Genomic DNA, 16764 nt, shown 5'->3' on the forward strand with positions numbered 1-16764 from the left:
ACCCGGCAGCCAGCAGGTTGCCGGGTTCTATTTTTTCAGATCTGATTGGTAAGGTTTCAGATGAGCAAGCAAGCCCTGAAAGTGCGTTTTGGCGGGCGTTCAAGCCCGGGCGTCAAACCGATTAATCAGGATGCATTTGCAGCCCACCTTCCCAAAGGAAGCGATCTGGAGTTCAAAGGCGCGGCGGCTGCCATCGCCGATGGTGTCAGTAACTGTCAGGACTCGCATATTGCCAGCCAGACCAGTGTCACCAGTTTTCTGCAGGATTATTTCTGCACGCCACACAGCTGGAGTGTCAGCAATTCCGTCAGCCGTGTACTCACCGGGTTGAACAGCTGGCTGCACCGAAATAACCAGCAACACACACGCGAACAGGACAGCATGCTCTGTACCTTTTCTGCCACTGTCATCAAATCAAACACACTGCACTGGTTCCATGTGGGGGACTCACGCATCTACCTGCTGCAGGATGGGTCTCTGGAACAGTTGACCCGCGATCATGTCCGCCTGTCGGCAGGACGCACCATTCTGACCCGTGCCATGGGTGGTGATCAGCATCTGGAGGTAGATTACGCTACCCGTCTGTTGCAACAGGACGATATTCTGCTGCTCAGCACCGATGGCATTCATGAATACCTGAGCCAGAAACAGCTCAAACAGATCCTCGCCAGTGCTAAAGACGATCCAGAAAAAACGGCTCAGGAGCTGATCGACACCGCATTGCAAAACGGTAGTCAAGATAATCTGACCGCGCTGGTAGTGGTCGTGGATCAGCTACCACTGGAAACTCTGGATGAGAGCCACAACCGCCTGCTGCAACTACCGATCCCTCCGGTACTGAGCGTGGGCAACAAGATTGACGACTATGAGGTGCTGGAGGTCATTTTCAGCGGCACCCGCAGCCATATGTATCTGGTCAAAGACCTGCACAGTGCAGAAAAGTTTGTACTCAAAGCCCCCTCAAGCAATTTTGCCGAGGACCCGCTCTATCTGGATGGTTTTATTCGTGAGGAGTGGGTAGGTCAGCATCTGGATAATCCCAATGTCATGAAAACCTATGCGTCAAGACGTGAAAAACGTTTCATGTATTATCTGGGCGAGCATATTCAGGGCATGAACCTGCGGCAGTGGATGGACGACAATCCAAACCCGCCACTGGACGAAGTGCGCAGCCTGACCCGCCAGATCATTCATGGCCTGCGCGCATTTCAGCGAGCCGATATGGTGCATCAGGACCTGAAGCCCGAAAACATCATGATCAATCAGGATGGCCGAGTCAAAATTCTGGACTTTGGCACCGTAAAAATTGCCGGTGTCGAAGAGATGAACTCACCTTTGGACAAGTCCATTCCACAGGGCTCAGTCAATTACGTAGCACCTGAATACCTGCTGGGTGAAACCGGCAGCTACCGCTCAGACCTTTTCTCCCTGGCGGTGATTGTCTACGAGATGATGACGGGCAAGCTGCCTTACAGCGAAATGGCGACCAATCAGGCACGCATCAGCAGCTACAGTGAGCTGAACTATACGCCGGCCCTGCAGCACCGCAAAAACCTGCCACTCTGGGTCGAAGGCTGCCTGCGCAAAGCCTTACAACCTAATCCGCGGTTTCGGTACGACGCATTTTCAGAATTTTTACAGGATTTGACCAAACCCAATCAGGGTCTGTCAGACAAGGTGATGCGCCAGCCACTGATTGAGCGCAAACCGGTTCTGGTATGGCAACTGCTGGCGCTGGCACTGTTTATACTGAATTTGATTCAGCTGAACCTATGACTGCTGACTGGGTCGCTGTACTTGCCCAACCAGAGGTTTGAGAATTTTACAGATCGACTCCAGCTGATCAATCAGATGAGTGATATCCACATCTTCACCGCGGGACAGACGTTCATCACACTGCGTCGCCAACGCCTGCAACCTGAAGGCGCCAATATTGCCCGCCGCACTTTTCAGCTGATGGATGAAATGACGTTTACGCCCGCTGGGCTGATCCCCCCCGGCAACCTGCCAGTAATCAAGTTGCGGTAGAACATCCTGCAAAAACCCTTCTGTCACCCGCTGATAAGCTTCAAAACCGAGCCACTGGTAAACGGTATTATCCAGTGCAAAATCCGGTGAACACTGCAGCAGTTGTCGGGCAGACTCTTCATCGAGTGCCGGGGCAGAGTCAATACTATTCGACACTACATTGACCTGGTGATCCTGCGGCAGATCTTTCAACTCAGGTTGCCAGAACTGCAGGATGACATTTAACAGTTTCAGCACATCCAGCGGTTTAGCCAGATGGGCATTAACCCCCGCCTCCTCTGCGGCAATCACATCATCGTCCAGCGTTGCCGCTGAAAGCGCCACAATCGGCAGTTCACGGTGTGAGTAACGCAGTCTCAGCTCACGGGTCGCGGTCAGCCCATCCATCACCGGCATCTGAATATCCATCAGCACCAGATCATATTTTATACCGGTGGTCATCAGCAGAGCCTGCTCACCATTTTCCGCTATATCACACCCCAGACCAAAGCTACTGATCAGTTCCTTCACCACCAGCTGATTGGTTTTATTGTCCTCAACCAGCAGGATCCGCGGGGGTTTGCTGTAAATTAACTGTTCATTCAGTCGACTGATTAATTTCTCGCGAATCTGTTCACGGCTTTCACGTTTTTTATCGCTCACAACCACCAGCCAACCCAGATCCTGCATCATCTGTTGCAGCCCGGTGAAAGTGATCGGTTTATTCAGCACCCTAATGCCCGCCAGCCCGGGCAGGTTGACTTCAATTTCCGGCTGCGCCGAGTGCGTACTCAGAATAACCAATGTCGCCGCTTTATCAGGTTCCTCCAGCAGGTCGTTACTCAACTTGATCTGTTCAAGTAGATCAACGCCGCGGCCACCCGGCAACTTCCAGTCAACGAGAACAAGTTCGTACGGCTGTCCTTCGCTCTGGGCTTTGCGGTACATATCCAATGCCACCATGGCATCAAATGCGACCTGAGAAGCAATGCCCCAGTTATCCAGCATATGACTCAGATTCTTCGCCACCAACGGCTGATCATCCACGATCAATACCCGGTGGATACTGGGTTTTCCATCCTGCAAAGGCGCCAGTCGAAGCGTCTGCTTATACGGCAACTGCAGGGAAAAACTGAAACTGCTGCCCTTTTTCGGAACACTCTCCGCCTCCAGATGTGAGCCAAAAAGTGCCAGCAGATAGTTAACAATGGCCAGTCCAAATCCGGTTCCGCTCATCGGCTGCGTCAGACTCATATCAGCCTGACCAAATGGCAGCGTCAGCTGTGCCAGGGACGATTGATCAAGGCCCACGCCGGTATCGATCACTTCAAACAACAGGCGCACTTCAGTGTCATTGCGGGAGAGAATTCTTACCTTAAGCCTTACCGAACCCGCTGGTGTGTATTTGATCGCATTGCTGAGCAGGTTATTCAGTACCTGAGCGAGCCGGAAGCCATCCGTATAGACATCCAGATTGACCAGTTCAGTATCATGCTCCAGCAGCAACTCGAGATTTTTCGTCTCGGCCGAGGCTGAATAGAGTTCAACCGATTTTTCAAGGCTCTCGGTCAAGTTCAGATAACGTGGATGCAGCGTGATCCGGCCCGTCTCAATGCTGTTGAAGTCCATCAACTCATTGACAACCTCGCGTAAGTCTTCCGCTGAGGCCGCAATATAGTCCAGTCGCTGCTGCTGCTCCGGCTTCAGCGAGCTGATCTGCAACAACTCCAGCATGCCCAGCATAGAGGTAATTGGCGTTCGGATCTCGTGGCTCAGGTTCGCCAGAAAACGGGATTTGTAGGCATTGGCAGACTCGGTGTGGCGTAACTGCTCCTCGAGTCTCTTTAACAGTTCCGAACGCTGGTTTTCGCTGCGCTGCAGCCACACCACAAAAACACCGGAGATAAATAACATCACACCCAGCACCCAGAAGGCACGGTAGAAGAGATCCGTCTCAAGCGACTTCAGTGCAGCCGGATCGACCGAAGAGAGAAGAAACAGCTGATGCTGGGTGGAAAACAGCGAGTTGAGGGGCAACTCCTGAACTCTCAAGAACGGCTGTTGCAGGTAATTATCACCCTCTCTCTGATAGGCTCTGAGCTGAGCGAACAGATGAGGGGCTTCCGTTGCGATTGAATGACCGGGGCTTTCAAGCTGATCACTCCAGTTCAGCCCCGGTTTTAATGTGTGGAGTTTCCAGTGCCCGCTTTCATCAACAATTTCGAGTATCAGGCGACTATCTTTGCTCTCAGCCAGGCTTTGCAGAAGGTCACTCAGATTAAAATTAAGCACCAGTAAACCGGTGACCTCTTCATTGAGATTACGGGTCGGTATTGCCAGCCGCAATGTCGGTTCCAGCGGTTTCACGACCTTGCCGAATTCAATATTCAGATCCAGATTTGAGGCGTATATCTGGCCAGGCTCAAGGCCGATGGCTTCTTTAAAGTAATATCGACTGGACTTGTCCTGCAGCAACTGTGAGACCACTACCTGCGGTTCTTCGCCGACGAAAACACGGTCCAGCCGCAGTATCTCCTGACCATTTTTATTGAGCCAACGCACCTGGGCAAGATCGGGAAAATCAGCAAAAGACGATCTGAAAACAGGCTCTGCCCGAGCCACATCAATCGTTTCATCCGAGATGATTGCATTATTCTGCAAGGTACTCAGTGTCAGACTGACAGCGCTTTTTGAGTAGCGCAGCAGTCGCTCACTGACCGCCATATAGTCACGTTCCGCTTCGAGCTGAAGCGTACTTTCGAGTTGTTCGTGCGCCAGTTGCAGCTCGGACCGGTACAGCATCCATACCGTCACCAGCGATACCGTGAACAGAATAACCCCTAAAACCAGACCTGGGGCGCGACGAAGAGCATCCATTATCATTCGTAAAATCCCTCAGGAGCGCCCGTCAGGCGCCTTCAGTCGGGTTTTGTTTAGCGTTAACAACCTTTTCTACGTAAGATTTCACCAATGGCGCAATCTCACCAAATTTCAGAGACTGACCATTCTTAATATGCGCCCTGACCCGCATCAGAATCCGGATTGGGCTGACATTTTTCACCACATAGTCAACGGCGCCTGCTTCAAACGCCTGAATCTCAAATAACAGATCATCATACCCCGTCAGGAAAATCACCGGGATTGAAGCTGTATCTGGATCTGCTTTCAAACGCCGGCACACTTCAAAACCGGAAAAGTCCGGCAGGTCGGCATCCAGCAGGATCAGGTCTGGTTGGTCATGCTTAGCTGATTTAACCCCTTCACCACCCGTGGCTGCAGTGAGCACAGCGACCCCTTCAGCCAACACCGAGGTCAGCAAAGCCAGGCTCGACAGTTCATCATCAACCAGCAGTACTTTTGGTTTCATTACAGTTTATCTCTAGGATGCATGTGTTATTCAGCAGCGTTGTTTGACGCTGCCTGTTTTGTTAACCGTGCCCTGAACACTGACTGCTCTAACAGCTTCTGCGAATCGGGATAAGCCCAACATCTATTTCCAACCGTTGTCGCCTCCGCCTGGAGGGCAGCAGGCAACAACACGGGGACCTGAAGTTCTTTCAACATCGCCAGTATCGCTCTGAACCAATAAGCCGACAACGTTTCTGACTCCAGTGTACCGGGTAAAATACCGGCATCAAAACTGACCAGATCCACCGACACCCGCCGAAGTAGATCCAGCGCCTGCAGGTCGCGACCCAGCTTGGTCAGAGCAAGGCCATACCCCAGACCCTTCAGATAACGCAGTTGCTCAAGCAACTGGTGATCAATCTGTCCAATTTCCTCAGCTGAAAGGGCCAGATAGATCAATGGCGCCACTTCAGGGTATGCCTCCTGACGACGCTTTAGCAAGTAAATCAATTCAGGGGCGATCAGGTTTTCAGCGCTGACCGGGACTATCAGCGGTACTCTTGGCTGGGTTTGATCCAGCCCATTGATAAAATCATAGGTCAGACTCAGCGTTGTGATCGTCTGCTCGAGTGTCTCAGCCTGACGGCGGTCGGGTAACATGCTTGGCAACGGATAGCGTTTACCGTTTTCTATCTGATCCAGCCGGACTGAAACCCAGGCAGCGCCTATCTCAGCTGAACCAGAGATCGTTAACGGATCAAACAGCAACGCCGAAACCGTGGCGATCTCAGATGAGCCTGATACGCAGGGAGTGGCCGATAAACGATTGTCCGTTGTCGCCAATCCGTTGCTGTAGACCCAGAACCGGTTACGCCCGGCATATTTGGCCTGATACATCGCCTCGTCAGCGGCTTTGATAAGTGCTTCAGCACTGATTGCGTCATCGGGATAGCTGGCAACACCAATGCTCACAGAGCTAGTATAGGTCAGGTCATTCAGACTGTAGGGAGCGCACAAAGTCTGGATCAGTTTATTCGCGACTGTCGACCGGGCCGAAACCGGCAGACTGCCCTTAAGCAACACGACAAACTCATCGCCTCCAATCCGTGCCAGAAAGTCACCCTGTTTCAGATTGTGTCGCAGGCGTTTACCGATATGTAGCAGCAACTCATCGCCCTTAGCGTGACCATGGTTATCATTAAGCTGTTTAAAGTTATCCAGATCAATGAATAGCAGCGTAAGCTCCTCGCCTGTCCGCTGCGCGGCCTGGAAACAATCGCTGAAAACACGGTTGAAACCAGCCCGGTTAAACAGGCCGGTGAGACTGTCGGTTTCCGCCGAGCGCTGAAGTGCCCGCTCTCGCTCCAATTGGTCTTCAATATTTTCCAGAATGTAGACCCGAATAACTTCATGCTCAGTCAGGTAGCCAGCACGGGTATCCACCACTTTAAGCTGGGTATTGATCAGAGCGCCGGACGCATCCAGCAGTTCAGCCCGCCCCTCCCAGAAGGGGGCGTCCTCCAGTGTATCTTCAATGCTGCTGACGAAGCTGTCACCCTCTTCAAACAGAGCCTGCACCGAACGCCAGACCACCTCACGACTGGCATAGCCAGACAATTCACAGAACGCAGGATTAACCGTGATGACCCGGCCGCTATCATCGGTGATCACAATCGCCTGACGGGCATACTGGAAAACCGCCTGGTAGATATTGAGTTCCTGACTCAGGAAGAACAGATTGTCGCGTGGACAAAAACTGATGGCGTAATAGGTTCTGTCACCCCGTTCAAAAACCCGTTTATGGGCGACATAATCACTGGGGCTGGAGATGAAAAGCCGCACCTCCAAACCACTGGTGGTTTCACCCTGTAACCAGCGGATAAAGTTGCCAAAGGGACTGGCAATCGCTTTGGCCAGACTCAGACTGGCCGAGGGGCGGTCACCACGCATCATCACCAGCAAAGGCGTGGCCGCACTGTTGGCATAACAGACCATCAGTTTTTCATCGGTCACCACCAGCGGCAGCGGTGAAAACTTCAGACTGTCGAGCAGTGCATCCGACTCAAGTGGCCAGATGATATCAGTCAGCCAGTCACCGCTGTCAGCAGTGTCGCGCTCTGTCTCATCCAACGCTTTTGAGCCAGACGCCATCTCAGGTCGCCTCGTTGCGCTCAGCCGCAAAGAAGGTGACCAGAATCTGCTGAGCCTGGCCGGTGATTGGGTCAATTTCGTAGATGGTATGGTTGGCGTGTATCTTCAGATACTCCTGCGAACCTTTCATTTGTAAACGATAGGTCAGAGGATAGGTTTCCCCCGCGCGGGCAGACGTTTCCAGCTTATGAAACAGCTGCGCCATCTGCTTACGTTCTTCGCTGTGACACAGGTTGAAGAAGTCGCCCCGATTGATTTCAGCGATATCCTCAAGGTCAAAACCGAGCAATTGTGTGAATCGGGGATTCACATACTCCAGCTGATGATCGCTGAGATCATAAATAAAGGCCGCATTAAGACTGCTGTTCAGAATAAAATTGATCTTGTCTTTGTGCGCACTGTCATTACGCTCGTAATAAACCTTTTCGGTGATGTCAGTCATGCTGCCCATCACTTTTACCGCCTGTTTCAGGTCATTGAATGACACCAATGCTTCCAGCGAGATCACTTTAAGACCGCTCTCACCCACCGGGGACTTAAACACGAAAGGCTGTTTTACCTGGTTCAGCAACAAACCTTTGAGATGTTGTTCCAGCCGATTGCGATCTTCAGCATGGGCAAGACCGATAAAGGCCTCAAACGAAGGATGGAAAAACTTTTCATCCAGACCAAAGATGCGATAGCAGCCTTTACTCCAGGTCAGTTTGCGATTATTGACCTCCCACAGCCAGGAACCGGTGCGACCGATACGCTCTGCCTCTTCCAGCAGGCTATTGGACTGTTCAAGTTCGTTCCTCAGCTTGAGCAATTCTGCTTGCTGCTGCTCTTTATCCTCGTACGCAACACGCAGCTCTGAGTAAGCAGTCTGCAACTCTTCGTTGGTTGACTGCAGCTCCTCATTGGTGGTCTCCAGCTCTTCATTTGAGCTTTGTAACTCTTCATTGGAGCTTTGCAGCTCCTCGTTCATGGACTGCATCTCTTCGTTGGAGGTTTCCAACTCTTCGATCACATCCTGCAACTGCTCTTTGGTTTTATTGAGCAGGCGCTGCTGTTCCAGCATCACCGCTTCGTTATTCAGATCCCCATCCTGATTTACCATCGGGATGTTCATCGGGTTTTCTACCTGAGTAAAAATCAGGGTCAGGTTACCCAGCGGATTCTCTTTAACAATCCGCACCAGAATCAGTTTTACCCAGGCTTCCTTACCGTCAATTTCAAGACTCTGGAAACCGGTATCTGACATCTCCTTGCCGCTTTCAATGGCATGCAGCGCCGAACGAAGATCCACACTCAACTGCGGATGAATGTTGCGGTAGATATTGTTGGTGGGCAGACCTTCCGGACGCACCAACAGCGGGTTTTTACCCTCAGTGAAAATGATGTCCTGATTTTCATTAATCAGAATGGCGTTCGGCAGCAGGACGTTACGCAGTTTCTCAACAATCAGCTCAACAAACTGTTCATCGAGTTTCTTGGTACCTGTTTTACTGCGGGTCGAAGGATGCTCGGTGATATCGATGTAGTCATCCACCGGTGGGCGACGGCGTAACGTCCGCTCAGGCGGCAGCTTTTTACCGATATACACACTTTCATAGATCTTGCCGGATTTAACCAGTGGCCGGAAATGCTCCTGAAACACCCCAATGGACTCTGACTGGCCCAGCATCATCAGCCCCTTGGGATTCAGGGCATAATGGAAGGTCGGCATCAACTGGCGCTGCAGCTCCACGGTGAAATAGATCATCAGGTTACGGCAGCAGATAAGATCCAGACGCAGGAACGGTGGATCACGGTTTACGTCATGAATCGAGAAGATCACCATCGCCTTAATCGGTTTGATCACCTCAAACTGATCGCCCTTCACCAGCAGGTATTTCTGCTTCATGTACTTCGGCAGGTTCTGAATCGCCGTTTCCGGATACACGCCATTTCGAGCGTAATCTATGGCCTGTTTGTCGATATCGGTGGCAAAAATCTGAATTTTGTATTCCGATATCTTGTCACCCAAAATCTCACTGATCATCATGGCGACTGAGTAGGCTTCCTCGCCGGTGGAACACCCCACCGACCAGACCCGCAGGTTTTTGTCCGGTTTATTGTGCAGATAATGGGTCAGTTCATTGTTGAGTTGTTCAAACGCACGACCATCACGGAAAAACGAGGTTACCCCGATCAGCATGTCCTGAAACAGAAAGGTGACTTCATCGAGGTTAGTACTCAGGTATTTAAGGTACTCTTCCGGCTTGCGAATCTTCAGGGTCGTCATACGACGCTCAATACGCCGCAGGATGGTGTTTTCTTTATAGAGGCCAAAATCCACATTACAGTGTTTTTTCAGTAATCGGATAATGTTGTTGTAGATATCACGCGGCATCGCCTGTTCACTGTCCACCGCTTTAGCACGGGGGAACAGCATGAAGTTCATCAACTCTTCACCAATCTGACTGGCTGTCACAATCAGATCAACGTTACCTGAGTTGATCGCCGCATTCGGCATACCATCGTATTTAGCGCTGGAGGGTTCCTGGACAATACCCAGGCCGTTTTCACCCTTGATCGCCCTAATACCCCGGGCACCATCACTGCCGGTACCTGACAGGATAATGCCAATGGCATTTTCGCCTTTCGCCAGGGCAATCGATTCAAACAGCATATCAACCGAAGGGCGTGGCGTATGCCGCACATCCGGATAGCTGGTGAGTTTGATCATATCACCGGGATAAAGCTCTATATTGTGGTTGGGTGGACAAATATAGATCTGCCCGGCACGCAACACATCACCGTCCTGCGCAGCACAGATGGGGAGCGTGGAATCTTTCTCCAACAGGTCAACCATCATACTTTTGTAAGAAGGCGAGAGGTGCTGCGCCACTACAAAACTCATTTTGAGTTCGTTTGGCAGGTTTGAGACCATCGCCTGCAGCGCTTCCAGTCCCCCGGCACTGGCACCCACACCCACAACAATCAGGGCCTTATCTCCTTCCGGGGTGACAGAACTGAGTTTGAGATCAGACTCCGTATCGAGAGCCTGAGCAACTTCCTGCGAATCAAGAGGCACATCAAGTTCCACCTGATGCACTGCTGAAGAGTTTGCTTCCACAGTCTCAGTGTTTGAACTGCCTTTTTGATTATCTGCCATTGAACTGTCTCTTTTTAACAACCCTGTTGGAGGCAATCCGAATATCGCCTGCATAAAAAAGCTGAAGCCGCAGTTTATGCCCAGACTCCAGAAAAACTATGATCGAAAGTATATGCTATGGCTTTCTTATATATAAGCAGTCCTGAGACTGCAAGCGCCCTCCGGACGCCATCATAAGACGATCCGCACCAAAAAAGAGCATTTATTGTGCGCCTGCATCATAAACTGGCTTACACCACCCCCAAAAACAGCATTCAAACCCTCTTAAAAATACTTATATTGTTGGTTTATAAGAATAAATTATAAGTGGCACGCTGCGTGCTTTAACAAAACCAGTATATTTACTTCCAATGTCGGAAGCCGCTTTACCCTAAGACAGTATTGAGAACAAAGGCGTTCTACTCCAGCAGGTCACTGCTGAGGGAAGAACGCCTTTTTTTATTTTCGGGATCTGACATTACATGAGAAAACATCTGGTCATTATTGGAAACGGCATGGCGACTGGCCGACTGCTGCAGCTCTTGGTAGAGCGCAGCCCGGGTCTGTTCGACGTGACCGTTTTTGGTGAAGAACCAGGTGGCAGCTACAACCGGGTACTGCTCTCACCTTTGCTCGGGGGCGAAAAAACCCTGGATCAGGTAATGACGCTACCCGCGTCCTGGTATGCCGACCACGGTATTGCACTGCACTGCGGTGATCCGATTGTACGTATCGATCGTGCCCACAAGCAGGTGATCAGTGAAAAAGGTCTGCACATTCCTTATGACCAGTTGATTATCGCCACAGGTTCTAAACCCTTTCAGGTCCCTATCAAGGGCCTGGATAAAGAGAATGTTATTAATTTCCGCACCCTGCAGGATGTGGACAAAATGCAGGCAATTGCTGCTACCAGAAAAAACGCCGTGGTCATCGGTGGTGGTTTTCTGGGTCTGGAAGCAGCGGAAGGTCTGCGCCGCCTGGGCATGCAGGTCACTGTACTGCAGCGTGCATCCTGGCTGCTGAACAACCAGCTGGACGAAACCGCAGCCAGTCTGTTGCAAGCGGCACTTGAAGAGCGCGGCATGAGTTTCCGCCTGGATGCCATCACTGAAGAGATTCAGGGTGAAGCGGCGGTTGATTCTGTCCGTCTCTCCGATGGTGAAATTATTCCTGCCGATCTGGTGGTGACCGCCATCGGCATTACTCCGAATACAGCACTGGCCAGGGACGCCGGTCTGGAATGTCAGCGGGGCATTATGGTCGATGCGAAGATGCAGACCAGCGATGCTGACATCTTTGCTCTGGGTGAATGTTGTCAATACCTGGAGCATATCTACGGTTTGGTCGCACCGATCTGGCAACAGGCCGATGTGTTGACTCAAAACTTCGCGGGCAACGACGTCCATTACCGTGAAGAGGCAGTGGCTACTCAGCTCAAGGTGAGCGGTGTAGAGCTCTTCTCCTGCGGATCACTGACAGATACCGAAGACACAGAAACACTGGTCTACCGGGATCTGCAACACAACGAATATCGCAGACTCTGGCTGCGCAATAACCGACTGGTCGGTGCCGTACTCTACGGCGATGTTCGGGAAGGACAGTGGTACTTCGACCAGCTGAAACAAAACAACGACCTGAGTGCCGACAGAGCCCAGCTACTCTTTGGTAGCCCATTCTGTACACCGGAAACTCAGGCAGAAAATCTGGGTATAAACATGAGCAAACGTCAATTAGTTGTTATCGGTAATGGCATGGTTGGCCACCACTTTGTGGAAAACTTCGTTTCCAGTGGTGTCGCCGCCAACTACGAAATTCATATCCTGGCAGAGGAAGACCGCGCTGCGTATGACCGCGTGCACCTGTCTGAGTACTTCGGTGGTTCCACCTACGAAGACCTCTGTCTGGTTGAAGGCAATTTTTATGAAGAACACGGTGTTCACCTTCACCTGAATGAAGGTGCTACACAGATCGATCGCGATGCAAAGCAGGTCTTCACCGAGCAAGGCACCTACCCTTACGACACACTCGTTCTTGCAACAGGTTCTTACCCGTTTGTCCCCCCAATACCGGGTAATGATGGTGAGGCCTGCTTTGTCTATCGCACCCTGGAAGATTTGGACAAAATCAGAGCATCTGCTGAAGCGTCCAAAGTGGGTGTGGTTGTTGGCGGCGGCCTGCTGGGCCTTGAAGCAGCCAACGCATTGAAATCCCTGGGCCTGAAAGCCCATGTCGTTGAGTTTGCACCTCGTCTGATGCCGGTACAGCTGGATGAAGACGGCGGCGAACTGCTGAAACAGAAAATCGAAGCGCTGGATGTAGACGTTCACTGCAACAAGGCCACCACTGAAATCGTCGCCGGCGAAGAATGCCGTTACCGCATGAACTTCAGCGATGGTTCTTTCCTGGAAACCGACCTGATCCTGTTCTCTGCCGGTATCCGTCCGCAGGACACGCTGGCACGCAGTTCTGAACTGACCATCGGCGAACGTGGCGGCATCATGGTCAACGACCAGTGCCTGACCTCCGATGCAAACATTTACGCCATTGGTGAGTGTGCCCTGTGGAACAACCAGATCTTTGGTCTGGTAGCGCCCGGCTACACCATGGCTAAAGTGGCTGTATCAGCCATCAATGGCGACAGCGATAACCTGTTTACCGGTGCCGACATGAGCACCAAGCTGAAACTGCTAGGTGTGGATGTAGGTTCCATTGGTGATGCCCATGGCCGTACGCCAGGCAGCATCAGCTACCGTTACCTGGACGAAGACGAGCAGACCTACTACCGCATCATCGTCTCTGAAGACCGCAAAAAGCTGCTGGGCGCCGTACTGGTGGGTGATAACAGCAAATATGACACCCTGCTGCAGTACGCCCTGAACGGTATCGACCTGCCGGCAAAACCGCAGGCACTGATTCTGCCATCCATGGATGGCGCTGCAGCACCAACTCTGGGCCCGGATGCGCTGCCGGATACCGCTACCATCTGCTCATGTCTGAACGTGACCAAAGGTCAGATCTGCTGCTCCATCGACAACGGCGCCAGCTCGGTTGCTGACGTTAAAGCAGAAACCAAAGCCACCACCGGTTGTGGCGGTTGTGCTGCCATGCTGAAAAACCTGGTGGATCACGAACTGGAAAAACGTGGTGTTGAGGTCTGCAAGGATATCTGTGAACACTTCCCCTACACCCGTGAAGAGCTGTATCACATCGTGCGTGTTGAAGGCATCCGCAGCTTCCACGACCTGATCCATAAACACGGTAAAGGTCTGGGTTGTGATATCTGTAAACCTGCTACTGCGTCCATTCTGGCCTCCTGCTGGAACGATCACATTATGGAAGAGCCGCTGGTTGCCCTGCAGGATACCAACGATACCTTCATGGCCAACATGCAGAAAAACGGTACCTACTCCATCGTGCCCCGTGTTGCCGGCGGTGAAATCACCCCGGACAAACTGATCGTGCTGGGTGAAGTGGCCAAGAAATACAATCTGTACACCAAGATCACCGGCGGTCAGCGTATCGACCTGTTTGGTGCCCAGCTGCACGAACTGCCGCTGATCTGGAAAGAACTGGTCGATGCAGGCTTCGAAACCGGTCACGCCTACGGTAAATCCGTACGTACCGTTAAATCCTGTGTCGGCAGCACCTGGTGCCGTTACGGCGTTCAGGACAGTGTTGGCATGGCGATCGGTATCGAAGAGCGCTACAAAGGCCTGCGTTCACCACACAAGCTGAAGTTTGCTGTTTCCGGCTGTACCCGTGAGTGTGCTGAAGCTCAGAGCAAGGATATCGGTGTCATTGCCACCGAAAAAGGCTGGAACCTCTACGTGTGCGGTAACGGCGGTATGAAACCACGTCATGCGGATCTGTTCGCCACCGATCTGGATGATGAAACCCTGATCAAATACATCGATCGCGTACTGATGTTCTACATCAAAACCGCTGATCGACTGCAGCGTACCTCTGTCTGGATGGACAATCTCGAAGGTGGCCTCGACTACCTGCGTGAAGTTGTGATCGAAGACAAACTGGGCATTGCTGCTGAACTTGAAAGCCAGATGGACCATGTTGTGGGCACTTATCAGTGCGAGTGGAAGACTGCGATTGAAGATCCGGAAAAACTGAAACGTTTCCGTACCTTTGTGAACGATGAAGAACGCGCAGATCCACAGATCATCAACATCATTGAACGTGACCAGATCCGTCCGGCCTGAGAGTGAGGAAAGAAACAATGACTGCAAACCCGAATACTGTTTGGAAAAAACTCTGCAACAAGGCCGACCTGATCCCGTTTTCCGGTGTGGCTGCCTGGCATGAAGGCCAGCAGGTTGCCCTGTTTTATCTGCCGGGCAATGGCAACGAAGTGTTCGCCATTGGTAATAACGACCCGTTCAGCGGCGCCAACGTACTGGCCCGCGGCATTGTCGGCGACCTGAAAGGGGAACTGGTAGTGGCGTCTCCGCTGTACAAACAACATTTTTCCCTGACCTCAGGCATCTGTCAGGAGGATGCCGAGAAACAGGTACCGGTCTGGCCGGTACGTCTGAAGGGTGACGATGTCGAGATTGTGGTCGCCTGAGGCGATCACTTCATGATACTACCCGCTCAGGGATGAGCTTCCTGCCTCAAAGATAGTCATACCCCTATCTTTGGGTCTCTTGCCCACTTTCTGACATTGCTGGGCTTTTTTGACCGCTACCTTCGGGTAGCGGTTTTTTTATCTGTGCGGCAATCAGATTTATCACATTAATATTATTCACTTTATTTTCAAAAAGTTTCATCAGCCTCATACAGTAACTGCCCATCGATTACTGGTAGAATGGCGGGGTTTTCAACGCACATAGATAAGTACGGATAATGAATACGGAACTCAGAGACAAATTTGCCGACCCTCAGCGTGGCGTTTACCTGTTTGGCACCACACCACCCAAGCTGGACACCACTGAGGAAAAGATGACCGAGATAGCTGACAAGCTGCTCGCACGTCTGCAGTCTCTGGAATATGACGGCCTGATTGTGTACGACATTCAGGACGAAAGCAGCCGGATTGATACGCCACGTCCGTTTCCCTTTATGCACACCCTTGATCCACGGGTGTATTCCCGTCTGATGCGTGAAAAATCAGGTCGTCCTGTCATCACCTACAAAAGTGTCTCTCAGCGCGACCGTGCCGCCTTCACTGAATGGCTGAATGAAGCCTGGGAAGCATACGGTGTGCGCGATATCGTTCTGGTAGGCAGCCCCTCTTCTGAGGGTGAGATCAAACTCAGCCTGAATGATGCCTACGAAACCCTGAGCGAACAGACACATCCCTATCAACTGGGGGGTGTCACCATCGCGGAACGCCACGCGAAAAAAGGCAACGAACATCAGCGCCTGATCAGCAAAGCTAAACAGGGCTGCGAGTTCTTTATCTCTCAGGCGGTGTATAACCCGCAGGCGACCATTGATATGCTGGCCAGCTATGCCCGTCAGTGCCGTGAACAGGGCCTGACACCCAAGCGTGTCATTCTGACCTTCACCCCCTGTGGCAGCGCTAAAACCCTCTCCTTTATGGAGTGGCTGGGCATTTCCGTGCCGCAGGCCACCCATATACGTATTATGGATGCAGAGAACCCTCTGCAGGAATCAATCCGTATCTGCCGCAGCAATCTGGAGCAGATTCTGGAAGCGATTCTGCCGCTGGGCATTCCGCTGGGCCTGAACATTGAAAGCCTGACCAATCGGAAAGAAGAGATTGAAGCCTCAGTTCAGTTGTTCAAGCTGCTGAAATCCATCGTGGATCTGCGTCTGGCCGAAGCCCAGCTCTGATCGGATTGTGCGACGCACAAAAAACAGTAGTTTTTTTGGCACAGCTCGGATAGATTGATTGCATAGTCTTTAACCAATGGAGTCGGTTATGAACATCGTCAATCTGATCTGTGCCATTCTTCTGCCCCCGCTGGGCGCATTCCTGCAGGTCGGCACCACCAAACATCTGGTGCTGAATATTATCCTGACCTTCCTTGGCTGGCTGCCTGGCATCGCCCATGCTGTCTGGCTGGTTGTTACCAAACAAAAAGGTTAAGCCCCCCAGCCGTGACGGGCAGAGCCCTGCCCGTCAACATTATCTCTTCGATTGCAACAGTTTGTTGTTGGAT

The 16764-nt window shown here is 51.8% G+C and carries 9 protein-coding genes and 1 pseudogene; 6 read left to right on the forward strand and 4 right to left on the reverse strand.

Features of this window, described 5'->3' with window-relative positions; translation table 11 throughout:
• Window positions 1-60 precede the first annotated feature (60 nt).
• Entirely contained in the window at window positions 61-1776 is a 1716-nt protein-coding gene (locus P2G53_RS02915; protein ID WP_275813453.1) for a bifunctional protein-serine/threonine kinase/phosphatase, read from the forward strand.
• On the opposite strand, the gene P2G53_RS02920 is transcribed toward P2G53_RS02915, so the two are convergent.
• From P2G53_RS02920 to P2G53_RS02935, 4 genes are read right to left on the reverse strand one after another with little or no spacing between them, the layout of a single operon-like run.
• Window positions 1771-4890, reverse strand: a complete 3120-nt coding sequence (locus P2G53_RS02920; protein ID WP_275813456.1) for a response regulator — start codon at window positions 4888-4890, stop codon at window positions 1771-1773. The genes P2G53_RS02915 and P2G53_RS02920 overlap by 6 nt on opposite strands.
• A 25-nt stretch (window positions 4891-4915) precedes the next feature.
• The gene (locus P2G53_RS02925) at window positions 4916-5374 is read right to left on the reverse strand and encodes a response regulator (RefSeq protein ID WP_275813458.1); all 459 of its coding nucleotides are present in this window, start codon (window positions 5372-5374) and stop codon (window positions 4916-4918) included.
• Window positions 5375-5400: 26 nt separating this feature from the next.
• The gene (locus tag P2G53_RS02930) at window positions 5401-7506 is read right to left on the reverse strand and encodes a diguanylate cyclase (protein ID WP_275813461.1); all 2106 of its coding nucleotides are present in this window, start codon (window positions 7504-7506) and stop codon (window positions 5401-5403) included.
• Between the two features lies 1 nt (window position 7507).
• Complete coding sequence (locus P2G53_RS02935) at window positions 7508-10645, reverse strand: chemotaxis protein CheB (protein ID WP_275813464.1); 3138 nt, start codon at window positions 10643-10645, stop codon at window positions 7508-7510.
• Window positions 10646-11106: 461 nt separating this feature from the next.
• Here P2G53_RS02935 and P2G53_RS02940 point away from each other — a divergent pair.
• The 5 genes and pseudogenes from P2G53_RS02940 to P2G53_RS02960 form a co-directional block, all read left to right on the forward strand.
• Window positions 11107-12237: pseudogene (locus P2G53_RS02940) on the forward strand (FAD-dependent oxidoreductase); the annotation flags it as partial.
• Between the two features lie 102 nt (window positions 12238-12339).
• Window positions 12340-14838 (forward strand): nitrite reductase large subunit NirB, encoded by a 2499-nt coding sequence (nirB, locus tag P2G53_RS02945; RefSeq protein WP_275814091.1) that lies wholly within the window; start codon window positions 12340-12342, stop codon window positions 14836-14838.
• Between the two features lie 17 nt (window positions 14839-14855).
• Complete coding sequence (gene nirD, locus P2G53_RS02950; protein WP_275813467.1) at window positions 14856-15203, forward strand: nitrite reductase small subunit NirD; 348 nt, start codon at window positions 14856-14858, stop codon at window positions 15201-15203.
• A 278-nt stretch (window positions 15204-15481) separates the two neighbouring features.
• On the forward strand, window positions 15482-16435 hold the full coding sequence (locus tag P2G53_RS02955) for a methylenetetrahydrofolate reductase (RefSeq protein WP_275813470.1): 954 nt from the start codon (window positions 15482-15484) through the stop codon (window positions 16433-16435).
• 88 nt (window positions 16436-16523) lie between these two features.
• A complete protein-coding gene (locus P2G53_RS02960; RefSeq protein WP_275813473.1) occupies window positions 16524-16691 on the forward strand; it encodes a YqaE/Pmp3 family membrane protein in 168 nt (55 codons plus the stop codon).
• Window positions 16692-16764 lie beyond the last annotated feature (73 nt).

The organism is Neptuniibacter sp. CAU 1671 (assembly GCF_029222905.1).
In the GTDB taxonomy this organism is placed as follows: Bacteria; Pseudomonadota; Gammaproteobacteria; order Pseudomonadales; family Balneatricaceae; genus Neptuniibacter.

What these genes read in the sequence shown, in the direction of transcription:
- P2G53_RS02960 (WP_275813473.1), top strand. Translation starts at nt 16,524, where the DNA reads ATGAACATCGTCAATCTGATCTGTGCCATTCTTCTGCCCCCGCTGGGC.
- P2G53_RS02935 (WP_275813464.1), bottom strand. Translation starts at nt 10,645, where the DNA reads ATGGCAGATAATCAAAAAGGCAGTTCAAACACTGAGACTGTGGAAGCA.
- nirD (WP_275813467.1), top strand. Translation starts at nt 14,856, where the DNA reads ATGACTGCAAACCCGAATACTGTTTGGAAAAAACTCTGCAACAAGGCC.
- P2G53_RS02915 (WP_275813453.1), top strand. Translation starts at nt 61, where the DNA reads ATGAGCAAGCAAGCCCTGAAAGTGCGTTTTGGCGGGCGTTCAAGCCCG.
- P2G53_RS02920 (WP_275813456.1), bottom strand. Translation starts at nt 4,890, where the DNA reads ATGATAATGGATGCTCTTCGTCGCGCCCCAGGTCTGGTTTTAGGGGTT.
- P2G53_RS02925 (WP_275813458.1), bottom strand. Translation starts at nt 5,374, where the DNA reads ATGAAACCAAAAGTACTGCTGGTTGATGATGAACTGTCGAGCCTGGCT.
- P2G53_RS02930 (WP_275813461.1), bottom strand. Translation starts at nt 7,506, where the DNA reads ATGGCGTCTGGCTCAAAAGCGTTGGATGAGACAGAGCGCGACACTGCT.
- nirB (WP_275814091.1), top strand. Translation starts at nt 12,340, where the DNA reads ATGAGCAAACGTCAATTAGTTGTTATCGGTAATGGCATGGTTGGCCAC.
- P2G53_RS02955 (WP_275813470.1), top strand. Translation starts at nt 15,482, where the DNA reads ATGAATACGGAACTCAGAGACAAATTTGCCGACCCTCAGCGTGGCGTT.